This window comes from Vibrio sp. R11-SG3-ISO9, from assembly GCF_059834255.1.
In genome coordinates this window covers 56,504-72,426 of the sequence record NZ_JCBDGU010000038.1, presented here as the reverse complement: position 1 = coordinate 72,426, position 15,923 = coordinate 56,504, and the positions used below count along the sequence as shown (strand labels likewise).

Sequence of the window (15,923 nt, the reverse complement as noted above, 5' to 3'; positions counted from 1 at the left end):
GGGTTCGTCCTTTTACTCTGGTAATACTGTTAGGTTAATGTTTTTCAAAGAGTTTACGATATCTGGGTCTTTCGGTAATGGGAAAGACTGCACTTGGGCTACTGCTCGTTTCGTCGCAGCACACAGGCGGCTGTCACCCTCAAGAATTGAAAGGTTACCCAAAATAGCGTTTGATCCAGTTGGGATCAGCTTGAGGTTTACCCTACACGATTTTCCCCTAAAGCTATCTTCCAACAGCAGGTTTTGCTCTATGAGCTGGGTATAAATCGCACCATATCGCTGAACTTCATCATCAATAAATTGTTGTCTTGCTGAAGAGTTTTGCGAAGCCTCGGTTTCAAGACCTGCAAAGATGTCATTAAGTGCCGCTTCTTGCTGCTTACGCTCTTCTTCAAGTCGCTTTAATCGCTCTTGCTCTTTACGTGCCTTTTCAGCTGCTTCTTTTGCCGCTTTCTCTTTCGCTAAACGCTCTTTTTCAGCACGTTCAGCGGCTTCTTTCTCTTTGCGTGCTTTTTCTGCTGCTTCTTTAGCCGCCTGCTCTTTTGCCAAGCGTTCCTGTTCTGCTTTTGCGATAGCCGCCTCTTTCGCTTTACGCTCTTGTTCCGCTTTAACTAATGCGGCTTCTTTGAGTTTACGATCGGCTTCAGCTTTCGCTGCGCGCTCTTTCTCTTGCTTAAGACGAACTTCTTCTGCTTTACGCTGTTTTTCCTGCTCAACGCGACGCTTCTCTGCTTCACGAGCCGCTTTTGCCTCTTTGGCTTGCTTCTCTTTCAGCTTGCGAATGTTCTCTTCTTCCGCCTTACGGTTGCGCTCTAAGCGTTCACTTTCTCGGCGTAGCTTATCAAGGCGCTCTTGTTCTTTCTTACTCGCAGCTTCGCGTTGCTGACGAATCTGCTGCGCTTGCTGGCGAACGAGCTGCGGATCAATAACAACCGCTTGAACCATTTGGCCGCTTGGCTCGGGCTCAGACATAGTAAAATCTGCACCCACAATCAGCACAACGAATAACACCACGTGCAGCGCTAGCGACACGATAAGTGGTGTACTTAAGCTATTCGATTTAGTCTTTTTTGTTTTCATGAATGCTACGGAGTTATTCCCTTATGTCCGTCAGTAGGCCAACCTTAGGCACCCCTGCTCGGCTTAATTCATCAAGTAGTAAAACAACTTCAGCATACGGCGTTGCAGCATCGCCACCAACCGCCACTGGTGAATTTGGTTTAATTGAAAGCTCCGCTTTCACTCGCACAATGATCTCTTCTAATGACAGACCACGTTGAACTTCTTCATTGTTTACACTTAGCCCTAGCTCACCGTCTTTATTTACTTCAACAATGATAAAGCTGGCGTTATCGTCACCGAGAAGATCTTGAGCCGATTTTGCTGTTGAGGCTTGTGGCAGCTCTACGTCCACACCTTGAGTAACGAACGGCGAGGTCACCATAAAAATAATCAGCAAAACCAGCATAACGTCGATGTAAGGTACAACGTTAATCTCTGCGGTCATTTTGCGCTTTTTAGGTTGGTATCCTGCCATCGATTATTCCCTGCCAGCCATCGCTTGACGGTGAAGAATGCTGTGGAACTCTTCGGAGAATGTCGCGTAGTTATGTTCTAGCTTACCTACACGGCTGCTGAATCGGTTGTACGCCATTACTGCAGGAATCGCTGCAAATAGACCCATCGCGGTTGCGATAAGTGCTTCTGCGATACCCGGCGCAACCATTGCTAGCGTTGCTTGTTTTACTTCACCCAATGCGATGAATGAGTGCATGATCCCCCATACGGTACCAAAAAGGCCGATGTATGGGCTGATTGAGCCAACTGTTGCAAGGAACGGCAAGTTGGTTTCTAGTTCATCGACTTCACGAGCAACGGCAACACGCATCGCACGGCCAGTACCTTCCATAATGAAATCTGGTGACGCCGCGTTAGATTTACGCAGGCGTGCAAATTCGGTGAAGCCTGCGTAGAAGATCTCTTCTGTACCAGACAGCTCGTCTTTACGCTTGTTGCTTTCTTGGTATAGCTTCGACAAATCAACACCTGACCAGAACTTATCTTCAAAGGTCTCTGTGTGTTTCGCCGCTTGAGAAAGCACTTTACTTCTTTTTATGATCATCGCCCACGAGACGACCGACATACCCATTAGGGTAAGCATTACCAGTTTAACCAGTAAGCTGGCTTCTAAAATAAGGCCTAAAATTGAGATTTCAGCAGTCACTGTTTGTCAGCTCCGTAAGAATAAAAGTCGGCATAGCCTTAGGTTTCATTTTCTGATTGTCGATACATGCTACCTTAACCATTGCTTTACACAATGCTTTGCCATCAGGATTTACGATCTCCTGACAGAATACTAGGGAAGCACGTTTCAGTTCATAAATCTTTGTAATGACTTGTAAAGCATCATCAAGGCGCGCACCTTGGATAAAATCGATATCCATGTGTCGGACAACAAAACCGATGTTTTGTTCTAAAAGGACTTGCTGAGATACCCCAATTGAGCGCAGCATCTCGGTTCGAGCGCGCTCAAAAAACTTCAGGTAGTTGGAATGATAAACGACGCCACCTGCATCTGTGTCTTCATAATAGACGGTGACAGGCCAGGTAAATGGCTTAGATGATCCCTGCAAACTCATACCACAATACAAAAACGTTAAAGATATCACTATAACTCAACTCTTTGACATTAATAGTATAACGGCATGAAATATTTGATTTGTGTGGTGAAAAAAAAGGCCATCTGTATAAGATGACCTCTTTTCGGCTAAAAACCAAACAGTGCGATAAAGCCTGTATTCACGGGCATTGCGCCGCTATATGAACCTTAACACTGTTAGGTAGAGCAAAATTGTGAGTGAAGCATATGGGCTAAATAGCAATTGCCATACCCACGCTCTAGGCTTAAAACCAACCCCGAAAACCATGCTTGAACACACCGCCCAAATCAACATTGGACCGATGACCGCATTGAAACCGCCAATACTCTCGGCGTAGGCTTCAGGATCCCACATAACCAAGCCAACATGCACGAAACCCAGTACTAGAGACAAAACTCGAAGAAGAGTCTTGTCCATAGGTTGGTGCAGCTTGGTCACTTGCTCAGTGAGATTACTCACTGTCTTTATCCATCATTTCTGAGTGCTCTAACCAAAGAGCGTTAATGATGCCGAATGCACATGCTAGAAGTACACCCAAAATCCATGCGAAATACCACATAAAATTTCTCCTAAGTTATTTAACTTCTAGCTTAGTAAGCTGAAACGTCATTATCTTCGATGTGTTTCTTATCAAGACGACCGAACATTTTGTAGTAAGTCCAAGTCGTGTAAGCAAGAATCACAGGTACCATTACCGCCGCTACTGCAGTCATCAGGCCAAGTGTTAGTTCACTCGCTGTTGAATCCCACATTGTTAAACTGTGGTTCGGGATTAGGCTTGAAGGCATCACGAATGGGAACATCGCAAAACCAGCCGTTAGGATAACACCAGCGTTTGACAGGCTTGAGAACAAGAATGCAAAACCACCACGCTCAAAGCGAGACGCGACAACCGCTAGCAATGGCATTACCACACCTAGGATAGGCGCAGCCCACATTGCTGGGTACGTTTCAAAGTTCGCCATCCAAGCACCAGCTTGAACTGCTACTTCTTTGTTTAGCGGGTTTGAGTCAGCCATTGTGTCTAGCGTGCTTGTGATCACGTAGCCATCGATAGATTGAACCCAGAAACCACCAGCTACGAATAACGCAACCGCGATTAGACCTGTGATTTGAGCAACACCTCGAGCACGCTCGTGTAGTGACTCAGTCGTCTTCATTTGCAGCCAAGTTGCACCTTGCATAACGAATAGCATCAAGCTTAGTACGCCACACAGTAGAGCAAATGGGTTCAGTAGAGCGAAGAACGAACCTTTGTACTCAGACATCAGCAGGCTGTTTAGCTCAAATGGAACACCTTGAAGCAGGTTACCAAAAGCAACACCAAAGATAACTGGTGGAACTGTGCCGCTGAAGCAAAGCGCGTAGTCCCAAGCTTTACGCCATTTTGGATCTTCAATCTTCGAACGGTAATCTAGAGCAAGTGGACGTAGCCAAAGTGCTGCTAGCGTCACGTACATCGCTAGATAGAACCCAGAAAACGACGTTGCGTAAACTAGAGGCCATGCAGCAAACAGTGCACCACCCGCTGTGATTAACCAAACTTGGTTACCATCCCAGTGAGGAGCAATGGTGTTCAGCATAATACGACGTTCAGTGTCGCTCTTACCGATAACAGGAGACAGAGCTGCAACGCCCATGTCGAAGCCATCAGTCACGGCGAAACCTACCAGTAGAACACCGATTAGGACCCACCAAATAAGTCGTAAGATTTCGTAATCAAACATAATATTCCCTCACTTATACTTCTACTGAACGGCTAACTTTGTCTTCAACAGAGTTGTCGTTTTGTTCGAAGTGGTAACGGCCTGTCTTAAGGCTACTTGGGCCTTTGCGAGCAAATTTAAGCATTAGGTACACTTCTGCAATTAGGAACACTGTGTAAAGCGCAAGAATTGCAAATAGTGATGTCCAAAGCTCGCCAATAGTCAGAGCTGATGCTGCAACGTTTGTCGGTAGGATTTCACCTACAGCCCACGGCTGACGACCGTATTCTGCAACAAACCAACCTGCTTCAATCGCAATCCAAGGTAGTGGGATTGAGAATAGAGCGGCTTTAAGAACCCATTGCTTCTGTTCGATTTTTTGACGACACGTTTGTACAAACGCAGCACCAAATACGAATAGCATGATGAAGCCACACGCAACCATGATACGGAACGACCAGAATAGAGGCCAAACAGTCGGGATAGAATCATCCGCCGCCATTTGGATTTGCTCTTCTGTCGCGTCAACCACGTTCTCTGTGTAGCGCTTAAGAAGTAGACCGTAACCTAGGTCACCTTTCACTTCATCAAATGCTGCCATGTTCTCTTCAGACTTGTCGCCTGCACGCAGTTTTTCTAGAAGCTCGTATGCGTACATACCCGTGCGGACACGATCAACGTGCTCGTCACGCAGATCACGTAGGCCTGTTACCTCTTTATCGAAAGAACGCGTTGCGATGATACCCATTACGTAAGGGATCTTAATCGCGTAGTCAGTATGCATTGTTTCTTGGTTTGGAATACCAAACACAGTAAACGCAGCCGGTGCTTCTTCTGTGTGCCATTCAGCTTCTACCGCTGCTAGCTTCACTTTCTGAACTTCACCTAACTCATAACCTGATTCGTCACCTAGAACGATTACAGATAAAATCGCAGCCATACCGAATGATGCAGCAATCGCGAAAGAGCGACGAGCAAAGGCAAGGTCTCGACCTTTTAGAATGTAGTAAGAGCTGATACCTAGGATGAACATTGCACCCGTTGTGTAACCAGAAGCCACTGTGTGTACGAATTTAACTTGCGCTACTGGGTTTAGGACAACTTCAGCGAAGCTCACCATTTCCATACGCATTGTTTCAAAGTTAAATTCAGCACCCACTGGGTTCTGCATCCAGCCGTTGGCAACCAGGATCCACAGCGCAGAGAAGTTAGAGCCAAGTGCTACCAACCATGTTACTGCTAAGTGCTGACGCTTTGACAATCTATCCCAACCGAAGAAGAAAAGACCAACAAAAGTAGACTCTAGGAAGAATGCAACAAGCGCTTCGATTGCCAGAGGGGCACCAAAGATATCGCCAACATAGTGAGAGTAATAAGACCAGTTAGTACCAAACTGAAACTCCATGGTTAAGCCAGTTGCTACACCTAGAGCGAAGTTGATACCAAACAATTTACCCCAGAACTTGGTCATGTCCTTGTAAATTTGTTTATCGGTCATTACATATAGAGACTCCATGATGGCAAGCAAAAACGCCATACCAAGAGTCAGTGGAACAAATAAGAAGTGATACATCGCTGTCAGTGCAAACTGCAATCGCGACAGATCAACAACATCAATCATGGTAACTCCTTTGTGTCGGCTGAATGACACTTGTGTGATTATTCACCGCAAAAATCCATGTTAAAACAATTAACGTGATTGTTATTACAAGTTGAAATTTGTAGCAAAAACGTACCGTTATAGTTAGATTATTGTTAAGCATGAGCTAATATAGCTGGCGCTAATATTACTGGTAAAATCAGTATGTTTCAAAAGGTTTATAGGAGAACCCTGCGTTGATTTGTATCAAATTTCTACGAGCAATTTAGAGTTATTTTTAACCAAACATGATTAAAATCACACCAATTATTAGGTTGGCAATAACGAGGCATGATATCTGTGACATGCCGCTATCACTCGATCAACATTTGAATTACAACTACCCATAAAGTATTAACAAGAATTATGACAACTTATTTCAATTTTTGTTAGCGACGTCAAATTTGAAATCAATGTTTTCAGTTTTGGAATGGCATATCGGCGACTAATATCGACTCGCGCAAAGAGTTGTTATTCTATAAAAAACTAAAAACCCCGGCGCTTATGCAACCAGGGTTTATAAAACACAACGATTAATTAACTTGGTTTGTCGATACCAAAATGAAGGTAAGCACGATCGGTAGCGATTCGTCCTCTTGGGGTTCGCTGTAGATAACCCTGTTGAATCAGATACGGCTCTAACACATCTTCAATGGTGTCACGCTCTTCACCAATAGCAGCGGCCATATTGTCGATACCTACCGGGCCACCGCCAAATTTCTCCATGATCGCCAACAGAAGCTTTCTATCCATATAGTCAAAGCCCTTGGCGTCGACATCGAGCATGTTAAGTGCCTTGTCAGCAACATCTGCACAAATATGACCATTGCCCTTCACTTCTGCAAAGTCACGCACACGACGCAGCAGACGGTTAGCAATACGAGGTGTACCTCGGGCGCGACGTGCCACTTCCAGTGCACCTTCAGGATCCATAGATAACCCCAAACAGTCAGCACTGCGCTGTACAATGTTTTGTAGGTCGTCAACCTTGTAGTACTCAAGGCGCTGCGTAATACCAAAACGGTCACGTAATGGCGATGTCAAAGAGCCCGCTCGCGTTGTCGCACCGATTAGGGTGAACGGAGGCAAATCGATTTTGATAGAACGCGCTGCTGGGCCTTCACCAATCATGATATCCAATTGGTAATCTTCCATCGCAGGATAGAGCACCTCTTCAACCATTGGGCTCAATCGGTGAATCTCATCGATGAACAGCATATCGTTTTCTTCAAGGTTGGTAAGAAGTGCCGCTAAGTCGCCAGCTTTTTCTAGTACCGGGCCAGAAGTGGTGCGGATATTCACATCCATTTCGTTCGCTACGATGTTGGCAAGTGTGGTTTTACCCAAACCTGGAGGGCCAAAAATCAATAGGTGGTCGAGCGCTTCATTACGAAGTTGCGCCGCTTTGATGAAGATCTCCATCTGATCACGGACGTGATCTTGGCCTTGGTAATCCGCTAACGCTTTAGGTCTTATTGCGCGATCGATGACGTCTTCGTCTTTGAATACTGGGTTGTCCGGCGCTATTAGGCGATCCGCTTCAATCATAGGTCATTCCAACTCAAGAGTGACAAGCTCTTGTTCTATTTAAGTTCTTTACTGCACTCCCCGACTCTAGCTTGAAGGCAAAGTGTTGTGGAGTGCATTTTATGTATACAGGTAAACCGAGTTTATACCATCGATTTTAGTGCTTCACGAATCAGTTGCTCGCTTGTCATGCCATCTTTCGCTATCTGTGACACAACCTTCGAAGCCTGAGTTGGTTTATAACCAAGAGCGAGAAGTGCACTTACCGCCTCTTCTTCAGCATCGTGCACATTCGGTGTTGAATCAATTGGAGCCGCATCCGTTGCCGGTGTAAACAGATCACCCGCGCCCCAGCCTTTGAGTCGATCTTTCATTTCTACAACCAAACGCTCAGCGGTTTTCTTACCCACGCCCGGAAGCTTAACCAACGTTGAGATATCTTCACGCTCAACACTCTGAACAAATTGGCTTGCAGTCATACCTGAAAGGATACCGAGGCCAAGTTTAGGACCAACACCATTAGCTTTAATCACTTCTCGGAACAGAGCTCGCTCTTTAACGGTATTAAAGCCATAAAGCAGCTGGGCATCTTCACGCACAACAAAATGAGTATAGATAATCGCTTCCTCGCCTACAGCAGGTAGTTCATAGAAACAGCTCATTGGCATTTGTACTTCATAGCCAACGCCACTCACTTCGATTAACAATTCTGGTGGCTGTTTTTCAATTAAAATACCGCGAAGACGTCCGATCACAACTTACTCTCTTGATGGAAAATTATTTGATGGACAGAATATAAAAGAACTGGATGCTTATCCAGTTCTTTCTATTTGATTGGGGAATTAATTAGGCGTGTTTGGCGTTTGACACCGCGCTATTCAGGCTTGTGACTAATTGCTTAACGAGATCGACTTGTTGATTCAACTGAATGCCGTTTGATGCAACTTGCCCTGATACGGTTTTGGTCTCTGCGACACTCTTTGCAACTTCAGTACTTGCCTGATCGAGCTCATGCAAAGATCCCATCTGCATGGTCATGATGTCAGTGAGCTGATTCACATCTGATGAGATGGTCTGAACCTCGGAAATAATGCCATTCATTTCAGCTTCCGTGGTTTCGATAATGGTACGCCCGTGCTCAACTTCTTCTTTACTTCGGTCTAGCAGTGTTCGGATCTCAATCGCAGAATGGCTACTTTTCGCGGATAGCTCACGCACTTGGTCCGCCACCACCGCAAAGCCTCGACCTTGTTCCCCTGCTCTCGCCGCTTCTATTGCTGCATTGAGTGCCAGTAGATTTGTCTGTTCGGCTACTGACGTAATCAGGTCTGCCACTTTCATGATCTCTTGATTACTTTGGATAATCTGGCTAATGGCATTGGTCGACGCTTCCAAAGATTCTGAGCTTTTCTGCGCTTTCACTCCAACCGCTTCGCTGCGCTCTTTAAGTTCATTGACGAACGAGTTGGACTCCTCAAGCCCTTCCGTCATCTGATGAAGCTGCTGACTCATTTGCTCAGCGGCACTCGCTTGAGATTCACAGTTCATGTTTAGAACTTCAACTTGAGAGTGGAGGTCTTTTGACTGCTGATCAAGCTGCACTGAGACGCCTTGCAAGCTCTGTGAATTATTGTTGGCGTGGTCTAACACAACAGAGAGTTGAGCTTCACTCTGAGTAGCTTGCGCAGCTACACTTTGACTCTCTGTTTTTGCAGCCTCGGCTTGCTCAATCGCAATCTCTTTCTGTTTAGCAGTAAAAGCTTGCGCTATGCATATCACTACCAATGGCATGACGACCCCAGACCAGGTCTCCACCACCATTGCCTGCTCATTTAGGGCGATATTTGGGAATACTACACCGTTCAAATGCATAGAGGTCATTACCACCGCCACGCCTATCACTAAGGCACTCCATGTAAGGGCGATAATTCTGGTTCCAGATAAGAAGAAAGCGACCACCAACAAAGGTACCCAGTAAGCTTGAGTAGAATCGACGACCCCGCCGCTTTGATAAATGATGTTTAGCGCATGAACGGCCATGCCGACAAAACCAAAATTAAGGGCCAAGATTGGATTTTTCGAGAGCTTTAAAACAAAGGCAGAAACCAGTTCAAGAACAATGAGGAAGATAGAGGTCGCAATTAATAGCTGTTCGCCATGCTTGCTCCATTTGATCAGACTGTAGAGTCCAACGATAAACGCAATGAAAGTAAACAGTAATAAAATGTCCGCCTGTCGCGACTCATTACTGCCCCATTGATGAGTTTTGGGTAGAAAGAGCGATCGCCACCATGTAATTGGGTTCATCGATAATCATCCTTGATTGACTTGTAAGACCTCCGACCAATGTTAGTTAATTGTTAAATGGAATGCGAACCTATTTAACAAAAACTGTTTTTGAAGTCTCATTTCATATCAAAGATAAGTAATTGATGGCGATTGGAATATCAATTGGAAGGATTAACGATAACGGCCGCGTCTCGCTGTAGTTGCTTTACCTGCTAACGCGATCAGCGTTTTATTGGTATTAGCATGACAAATTGCGACACCCAGTGCATCGGCAGCATCTGCTTGCGGTTTTGCTGGGAGTTTAAGCATGCTCATCACCATGTTTTGCACCAGTGATTTGTCTGCACCGCCATTGCCAGTTACGGCTTGCTTGATAAGACGTGCGGCGTACTCATGTACTGGAAGATCTGCATTTACAGCAGCAACAATCGCACTGCCACGGGCCTGACCGAGCTTAAGTGCCGAGTCGGCATTCTTCGCCATAAATACCTGCTCGATGGCGAACACGTCTGGCTGAAACTGCGTGATGATTTCGCTAACACCCGCATAAATCTGCTTCAAGCGTCCTGGCAGTTCTTTCTCCGACATGCGAATACAGCCACTACCCAAATATTGCAGGTGGCGACCATTTTGACGAATAACCCCGTAGCCTGTAATACGCGAGCCGGGATCGATTCCAAGAATAATAGACATAACTTAAAATACTGATTATTTATACATACTTTTATTTATAAGCTTAGTATATAGAAGCATAAAAAAAATGCCCGTTAAATTAACGGGCATTTCAATTCACTCCAAGAAAGAGTCATTTAAAGAAAAGTAGAGCGTGCTTATTCAGCTGACTCTTCTTTCTTTTCAGCAGCTTTCACCGCGATTGCTAGCTCTTCAAGCGCAGCTGGGTTAGCTAGGCTTGGTGCGTCTGTTAGTAGACAAGAAGCATTCGTTGTTTTCGGGAACGCGATAACGTCACGAATGTTCTCTGTACCACAAAGTAGCATTACTAGACGGTCAAGACCGAATGCTAGACCTGCGTGCGGTGGTGTACCGAACTTAAGTGCGTCTAGTAGGAAGCCAAACTTAGCTTGCTGCTCATCAGCTTCGATACCTAGGATGTCGAATACTGCAGATTGCATTTCAGCATTGTGGATACGTACAGAACCGCCGCCCACTTCGTAGCCGTTAAGAACCATATCGTACGCGTTTGAGTTAGCAGCCGCTGGGTTCGCTTTTAGCTCTTCCGCAGTCACACCTAGAGGTGATGTGAATGGGTGGTGCATAGCGTGTAGGTTGCCTTCGTCGTCTTCTTCGAACATTGGGAAGTCAACAACCCATAGCGGAGCCCATGCAGACTCGTCTGTCAGCTCTAGGTCTGTACCTAGTTTCAGACGTAGCGCGCCCATTGCTTCAGACACAGTGTTTGCTTTGTCTGCACCGAATAGGATGATATCGCCAGACTCAGCGCCAGTACGCTCAAGAATACCGTTGATCACGTCTTCGCTTAGGAACTTAGCAACTGGAGATTGGATACCTTCCATGCCAGCAGCACGGTCGTTAACCTTCATCCATGCAAGACCTTTCGCACCGTAGATACCAACGAACTCACCGTAACCGTCGATCTGCTTACGAGTTAGCTTAGCGCCATCTGGTACACGGATTACTGCAACGCGACCTTTTTCGTCGTTTGCTGGGCCAGAGAATACTTTGAACTCAACGTCTTTCACTAGGTCAGCAACGTCTACTAGCTCTAGTGGGTTACGTAGGTCTGGCTTGTCAGAACCGAAACGACGCATCGCTTCAGAGAATGGCATGATTGGGAACTCACCTAGATCAACGTCTAGAAGCTCTTGCCACATGTTACGAACCATCTTCTCAGTTGTTGCACGTACTTCTTCCGCGCTCATGAAAGATGTTTCGATATCGATTTGAGTGAATTCTGGTTGACGGTCAGCACGTAAGTCTTCATCACGGAAACACTTAACGATTTGGTAGTAACGGTCAAAACCAGACATCATTAGCAGCTGTTTGAATAGCTGTGGAGACTGAGGAAGCGCGTAGAACGAACCTTTATGAACACGGCTAGGTACTAGGTAGTCACGAGCACCTTCTGGTGTCGCTTTCGTTAGTACTGGTGTTTCGATGTCTAGGAAGCCGTTGTCATCTAGGAAACGACGAACAAAGCTAGACGCTTTAGCACGTAGCTTGATGCGATCGCTCATTTCTGGACGACGTAGGTCTAGGTAACGGTACTTTAGACGCTGCTCTTCTGAGTTCTTCTGGTTGAAGTCTAGTGGCAGAACGTCAGCACGGTTGATGATTTCAAGGCCTTTAGCGATGATCTCGACTTCACCCGTTGCCATGTCTTTGTTTACTTGGCTGTCTGGACGAACGCGTACTTCACCCGTTAGTTTGATACAGAATTCATTACGAAGTTGGTTAGCTACTTCGTACGCATCTGCCATATCTGGGTCTACAACTACCTGAACGATACCTTCACGATCTCGCATATCGATGAAAATAAGACCGCCCAAATCACGACGACGGTTTACCCAGCCGCAAAGTTCTACAGTTTGTCCCGCCAGGGACTTGTTCAGGTTACCACAGTAATGGGTACGCATAATGAATTTCCCAATCTTTTAATAATTACTAATTTCTATACTGTAACTAGACCGAATCTAATTACAATTCAAAGATCCATTTATACGCGGAAACTTGTCTAAAATCGACCTTTCCCACGCCTATTTGTTGTGTTTTATTCAGCTTTGACGCTTTATAGCTCACGAAACAGCCAAAGCGGCACAAATCTCGCACAAATATTCATCAACACTGAAAAAATTGGGCTAATTATATATTGAAAGTACCCAAGTCAGCAAAAGTCTCGTAGAGTGTTTTTGATTAAAGCAACCAAAGCACTTTTAGATACCATGACAAGATTACCTTTAAGACTCGGACTGACTATGTGGTCACACTCAGAGTGGCAGAGCCAATTCTATGGAAAAGGCACCAAACCTGCAGAAAGACTAGAGAAATATTGTCATGTTTTTCATACCGTTGAAGGTAATACTACCTTCTATGCGACGCCATCAATGACTACCGTCAATAACTGGCGTAACGCAAGTCACGATGACTTTCGTTTCACCTTCAAATTGCCAAAATTCATCACCCACCAGCAGCAGCTTAGACACTGCCAAGCAGAGTTGAAAGAGTTCCTTCAAATCATGTCACCGCTGCATGAACGTATCGGTCAATGGACGATTCAGTTGCCTCACCAGTTCGAGCCAGAATCACTGCCTGTGCTGCAACAGTTTTGCAAACTCTTCCCGAAAGAGATGAAACTTGGCGTAGAAGTACGTCACCTTAGCTTTTTTGATAAAAGCGACGACGAAAAGCGCTTTAATCAATGGTTAGTTGAAGAGAACATTAACCGGATCATTATGGACAGTCGCCCAGTATTTGCTGCAGCACCAACGACTGAGGCAATTATTGATGCACACAAGAAAAAACCTCGCGTGCCTGTGCATGCAATCGCGACATCTGACAACCCAATGATTCGCTTTATTGGTCAGCACGACGAGCAGCCCAACTTAGAGTTTTTCAAGCCATGGTTATCTAAACTTCCAACATGGATGGCAGAAGGAAAACAGCCTTATTTAATGATCCATACTCCGGATAATGACCATGCTCCAGAACTGGCGGCAACGATATACAAACAGCTTATCGAGCAATGTCAGCAGCATCACAATATCAAGTTACCCCAGCTCTCCGAATTCCCGGTTAACAAGGGCGATACGCAAATCAGCATGTTCTAACTCATCTATAACCAAACCATTGGCAGTTTGTATTGGCAGTGAAACCTGAGTTTTCGTGACACAGTGACATTTTTTACGTAAAATACGCCCCCCTTTTATTCAGCATGCGAAAGCCTGCTGATTTGCTGACTGTCGAGAGAGAACGCTATGAGCAACAAAGACACTATCTTTTCCGCTCCTATTGATAAAATTGGTGATTTCACCTTTGATGCAAGGGTTGCAGAAGTATTCCCAGATATGATTCAACGCTCCGTTCCAGGCTACAGCAACATCATTTCTGCTATCGGCATGATGGCCGAGCGCTTTGTGAAACCACACTCAAATATCTACGACCTAGGTTGTTCTTTGGGTGCTGCGACACTGTCTATGCGCCGTCACATTCAGCAAGAAGGCTGTACAATCTACGCAGTCGATAACTCCGAAGCCATGGTAGAGCGTTGTAAGCTTCACGTTAATGCTTACCGTAGCGATACTCCTGTAGAAGTGATTGAAGCGGACATTCGCGAAATCGAAATTACTGATGCTTCCGTGGTCGTCCTCAACTTCACACTGCAGTTTCTTTCACCAGAAGATCGCTTTGCACTGCTCGAGAAGATCTATGCTGGACTTCGTCCTGGTGGTGTGCTGATCTTGTCTGAAAAGTATGTCTTTGAAGATGAGAACGCAAACGAACTACTGATTGACCTGCACCACGATTTTAAGCGTGCAAACGGTTATAGCGAGTTGGAAGTGAGCCAAAAACGTAGCGCCATCGAAAACGTGATGCGCCCAGATTCAATTCAAATGCATAAAGAGCGCTTCTATAAGATTGGGTTCTCTAGCCACGAAGTTTGGTTCCAGTGCTTTAACTTCGGCTCAATGTTTGCGGTTAAGTAGTCTAGCTAATTGATACTGAAGAATCCCCGTCATTCCCTACAGTGAGGAACGAACGTGATAGGGAATCTCTTTTTTGCTTTAGCTTAATCACTAGTATTTTTTATGAGTGTCGAGCGACTCAGAAAGCGCCCTCAACAAACCACTCTAGCATCTATTTATAGCTCCCCGATGCACTCGTCGACTCGCGCTCGAGGATGACGATAGCCTCGGGAAACAAAATTTAGGAACTTGTTCTAATGTTTAATTTTGCCAATTTTTACCAACTCATTGCTCAAGATACGCGTCTGCAACCTTGGCTAAATATTCTTCCTCAACAGTTAACGGATTGGCAAAATGCAGAGCACGGAGACTTCGACCGCTGGCTGCGTGCTTTAAACAAGATCCCACAAGGTGCACCGGATCAAGTTGACCTAAAGAACTCTGTTACGCTGACTAACGACACACCATTTCACGACGGTGAGTTGAAGAAACTAGAAAACCTGCTGAAAACGTTCCACCCATGGCGCAAAGGTCCGTACACGGTTCACGGTATTCATATTGATACTGAGTGGCGCAGCGACTGGAAATGGGACCGTGTTCTTCCACACATCACACCATTGAAAAACCGCAGCGTACTTGATGTTGGTTGCGGCAACGGCTACCACATGTGGCGTATGTTGGGTGAAGGTGCTCGACTGACTGTCGGTATCGACCCTTCTCACCTGTTCTTAATTCAGTTCGAAGCAATTCGTAAACTTATGGGCGGCGACCAGCGTGCCCACCTATTACCACTCGGCATCGAGCAACTACCAAAACTGGAAGCGTTCGACACGGTATTTAGCATGGGTGTGCTCTACCACCGCCGCTCTCCACTTGATCATCTAATCCAACTTAAAGATCAGTTGGTTTCTGGTGGTGAGCTAGTGCTAGAAACTTTGGTTATCGAAGGTGATGAAAACGCGGTACTTGTGCCAGTAGACCGCTATGCACAAATGCGTAACGTGTACTTCTTCCCATCGGCTCGCGCTCTAAAACGCTGGCTAGAGCAAGTGGGTTTTAAAGACGTACGTATTGTCGATGAAAACGTAACAACAGTTGGTGAGCAACGCACTACCGAGTGGATGACGCACAACTCACTACCTGATTACTTGGATCCAAATGACCCAAGTAAAACAGTTGAAGGGCATCCAGCACCACGCCGTGCCGTTTTAGTTGCAACTAAGCCTTAAGCGTTGAAAAACCAAAGACGCTGACAAGCATTTGACGAAAGAAGACTCGAAATTGGATAAAATCCGCAGAGTGCTCAATGAATGAGCTATTTCGTCGAATGATAATTGGCTGTAGGCAAACATAGCCTGTCAATATGACCAGACGCTAACATTAGGATGCTTCACGCATCCTTTTTTGTGGGCTAAACTATTCAATAGTCTGAACTATTTTC

The 15,923-nt window shown here is 45.6% G+C and carries 16 protein-coding genes; 3 read left to right on the top strand and 13 right to left on the bottom strand.

Features of this window, described 5'->3' with window-relative positions; genetic code table 11:
- Positions 1 to 12 precede the first annotated feature (12 nt).
- The 13 genes from tolA to aspS all read right to left on the bottom strand — a co-directional run bounded on the left by tolA (position 13) and on the right by aspS (position 12,436).
- Complete coding sequence (tolA, locus tag AC6R05_RS11960; RefSeq protein WP_500647474.1) at positions 13 to 1,080, bottom strand: cell envelope integrity protein TolA; 1,068 nt, start codon at positions 1,078 to 1,080, stop codon at positions 13 to 15.
- Between the two features lie 13 nt (positions 1,081 to 1,093).
- Positions 1,094 to 1,537: a protein TolR gene (gene tolR / locus AC6R05_RS11955; RefSeq protein WP_032549409.1), complete on the bottom strand. Its 444-nt coding sequence runs from the start codon at positions 1,535 to 1,537 to the stop codon at positions 1,094 to 1,096.
- Positions 1,538 to 1,540: 3 nt separating this feature from the next.
- The gene (tolQ, locus tag AC6R05_RS11950; protein WP_032549410.1) at positions 1,541 to 2,224 is read right to left on the bottom strand and encodes a protein TolQ; all 684 of its coding nucleotides are present in this window, start codon (positions 2,222 to 2,224) and stop codon (positions 1,541 to 1,543) included.
- Complete coding sequence (gene ybgC / locus AC6R05_RS11945) at positions 2,214 to 2,651, bottom strand: tol-pal system-associated acyl-CoA thioesterase (RefSeq protein WP_150872871.1); 438 nt, start codon at positions 2,649 to 2,651, stop codon at positions 2,214 to 2,216. Before ybgC ends, tolQ begins: the two co-directional genes overlap by 11 nt.
- 165 nt (positions 2,652 to 2,816) lie before the next feature.
- Complete coding sequence (gene ybgE, locus AC6R05_RS11940) at positions 2,817 to 3,119, bottom strand: cyd operon protein YbgE (RefSeq protein WP_032549411.1); 303 nt, start codon at positions 3,117 to 3,119, stop codon at positions 2,817 to 2,819.
- On the bottom strand, positions 3,112 to 3,219 hold the full coding sequence (gene cydX / locus AC6R05_RS11935) for a cytochrome bd-I oxidase subunit CydX (protein WP_000270284.1): 108 nt from the start codon (positions 3,217 to 3,219) through the stop codon (positions 3,112 to 3,114). Before cydX ends, ybgE begins: the two co-directional genes overlap by 8 nt.
- Before the next feature lie 31 nt (positions 3,220 to 3,250).
- A complete protein-coding gene (gene cydB / locus AC6R05_RS11930; protein WP_032549412.1) occupies positions 3,251 to 4,387 on the bottom strand; it encodes a cytochrome d ubiquinol oxidase subunit II in 1,137 nt (378 codons plus the stop codon).
- Between the two features lie 13 nt (positions 4,388 to 4,400).
- Positions 4,401 to 5,987, bottom strand: coding sequence for a cytochrome ubiquinol oxidase subunit I (cydA, locus tag AC6R05_RS11925; RefSeq protein ID WP_032549413.1), 1,587 nt, complete (start codon positions 5,985 to 5,987; stop codon positions 4,401 to 4,403).
- A gap of 555 nt (positions 5,988 to 6,542) precedes the next feature.
- Complete coding sequence (gene ruvB / locus AC6R05_RS11920) at positions 6,543 to 7,553, bottom strand: Holliday junction branch migration DNA helicase RuvB (protein WP_500647473.1); 1,011 nt, start codon at positions 7,551 to 7,553, stop codon at positions 6,543 to 6,545.
- A 122-nt stretch (positions 7,554 to 7,675) separates the two neighbouring features.
- Positions 7,676 to 8,287 (bottom strand): Holliday junction branch migration protein RuvA, encoded by a 612-nt coding sequence (ruvA, locus tag AC6R05_RS11915; RefSeq protein ID WP_500647472.1) that lies wholly within the window; start codon positions 8,285 to 8,287, stop codon positions 7,676 to 7,678.
- A gap of 91 nt (positions 8,288 to 8,378) precedes the next feature.
- Complete coding sequence (locus tag AC6R05_RS11910) at positions 8,379 to 9,839, bottom strand: methyl-accepting chemotaxis protein (protein ID WP_500647471.1); 1,461 nt, start codon at positions 9,837 to 9,839, stop codon at positions 8,379 to 8,381.
- Positions 9,840 to 9,992: 153 nt separating this feature from the next.
- Positions 9,993 to 10,514 (bottom strand): crossover junction endodeoxyribonuclease RuvC, encoded by a 522-nt coding sequence (gene ruvC, locus AC6R05_RS11905; RefSeq protein WP_032549418.1) that lies wholly within the window; start codon positions 10,512 to 10,514, stop codon positions 9,993 to 9,995.
- A gap of 137 nt (positions 10,515 to 10,651) precedes the next feature.
- On the bottom strand, positions 10,652 to 12,436 hold the full coding sequence (aspS, locus tag AC6R05_RS11900; protein ID WP_500647470.1) for an aspartate--tRNA ligase: 1,785 nt from the start codon (positions 12,434 to 12,436) through the stop codon (positions 10,652 to 10,654).
- Between the two features lie 306 nt (positions 12,437 to 12,742).
- Between aspS and AC6R05_RS11895 the strand changes: the two genes are divergently transcribed.
- The 3 genes from AC6R05_RS11895 to cmoB all read left to right on the top strand — a co-directional run bounded on the left by AC6R05_RS11895 (position 12,743) and on the right by cmoB (position 15,711).
- Positions 12,743 to 13,627: a DUF72 domain-containing protein gene (locus tag AC6R05_RS11895; protein ID WP_500647524.1), complete on the top strand. Its 885-nt coding sequence runs from the start codon at positions 12,743 to 12,745 to the stop codon at positions 13,625 to 13,627.
- A gap of 147 nt (positions 13,628 to 13,774) precedes the next feature.
- Positions 13,775 to 14,503 (top strand): carboxy-S-adenosyl-L-methionine synthase CmoA, encoded by a 729-nt coding sequence (cmoA, locus tag AC6R05_RS11890; RefSeq protein WP_500647469.1) that lies wholly within the window; start codon positions 13,775 to 13,777, stop codon positions 14,501 to 14,503.
- A 236-nt stretch (positions 14,504 to 14,739) separates the two neighbouring features.
- Positions 14,740 to 15,711, top strand: coding sequence for a tRNA 5-methoxyuridine(34)/uridine 5-oxyacetic acid(34) synthase CmoB (gene cmoB / locus AC6R05_RS11885; RefSeq protein WP_032549422.1), 972 nt, complete (start codon positions 14,740 to 14,742; stop codon positions 15,709 to 15,711).
- Positions 15,712 to 15,923: the final 212 nt, after the last annotated feature.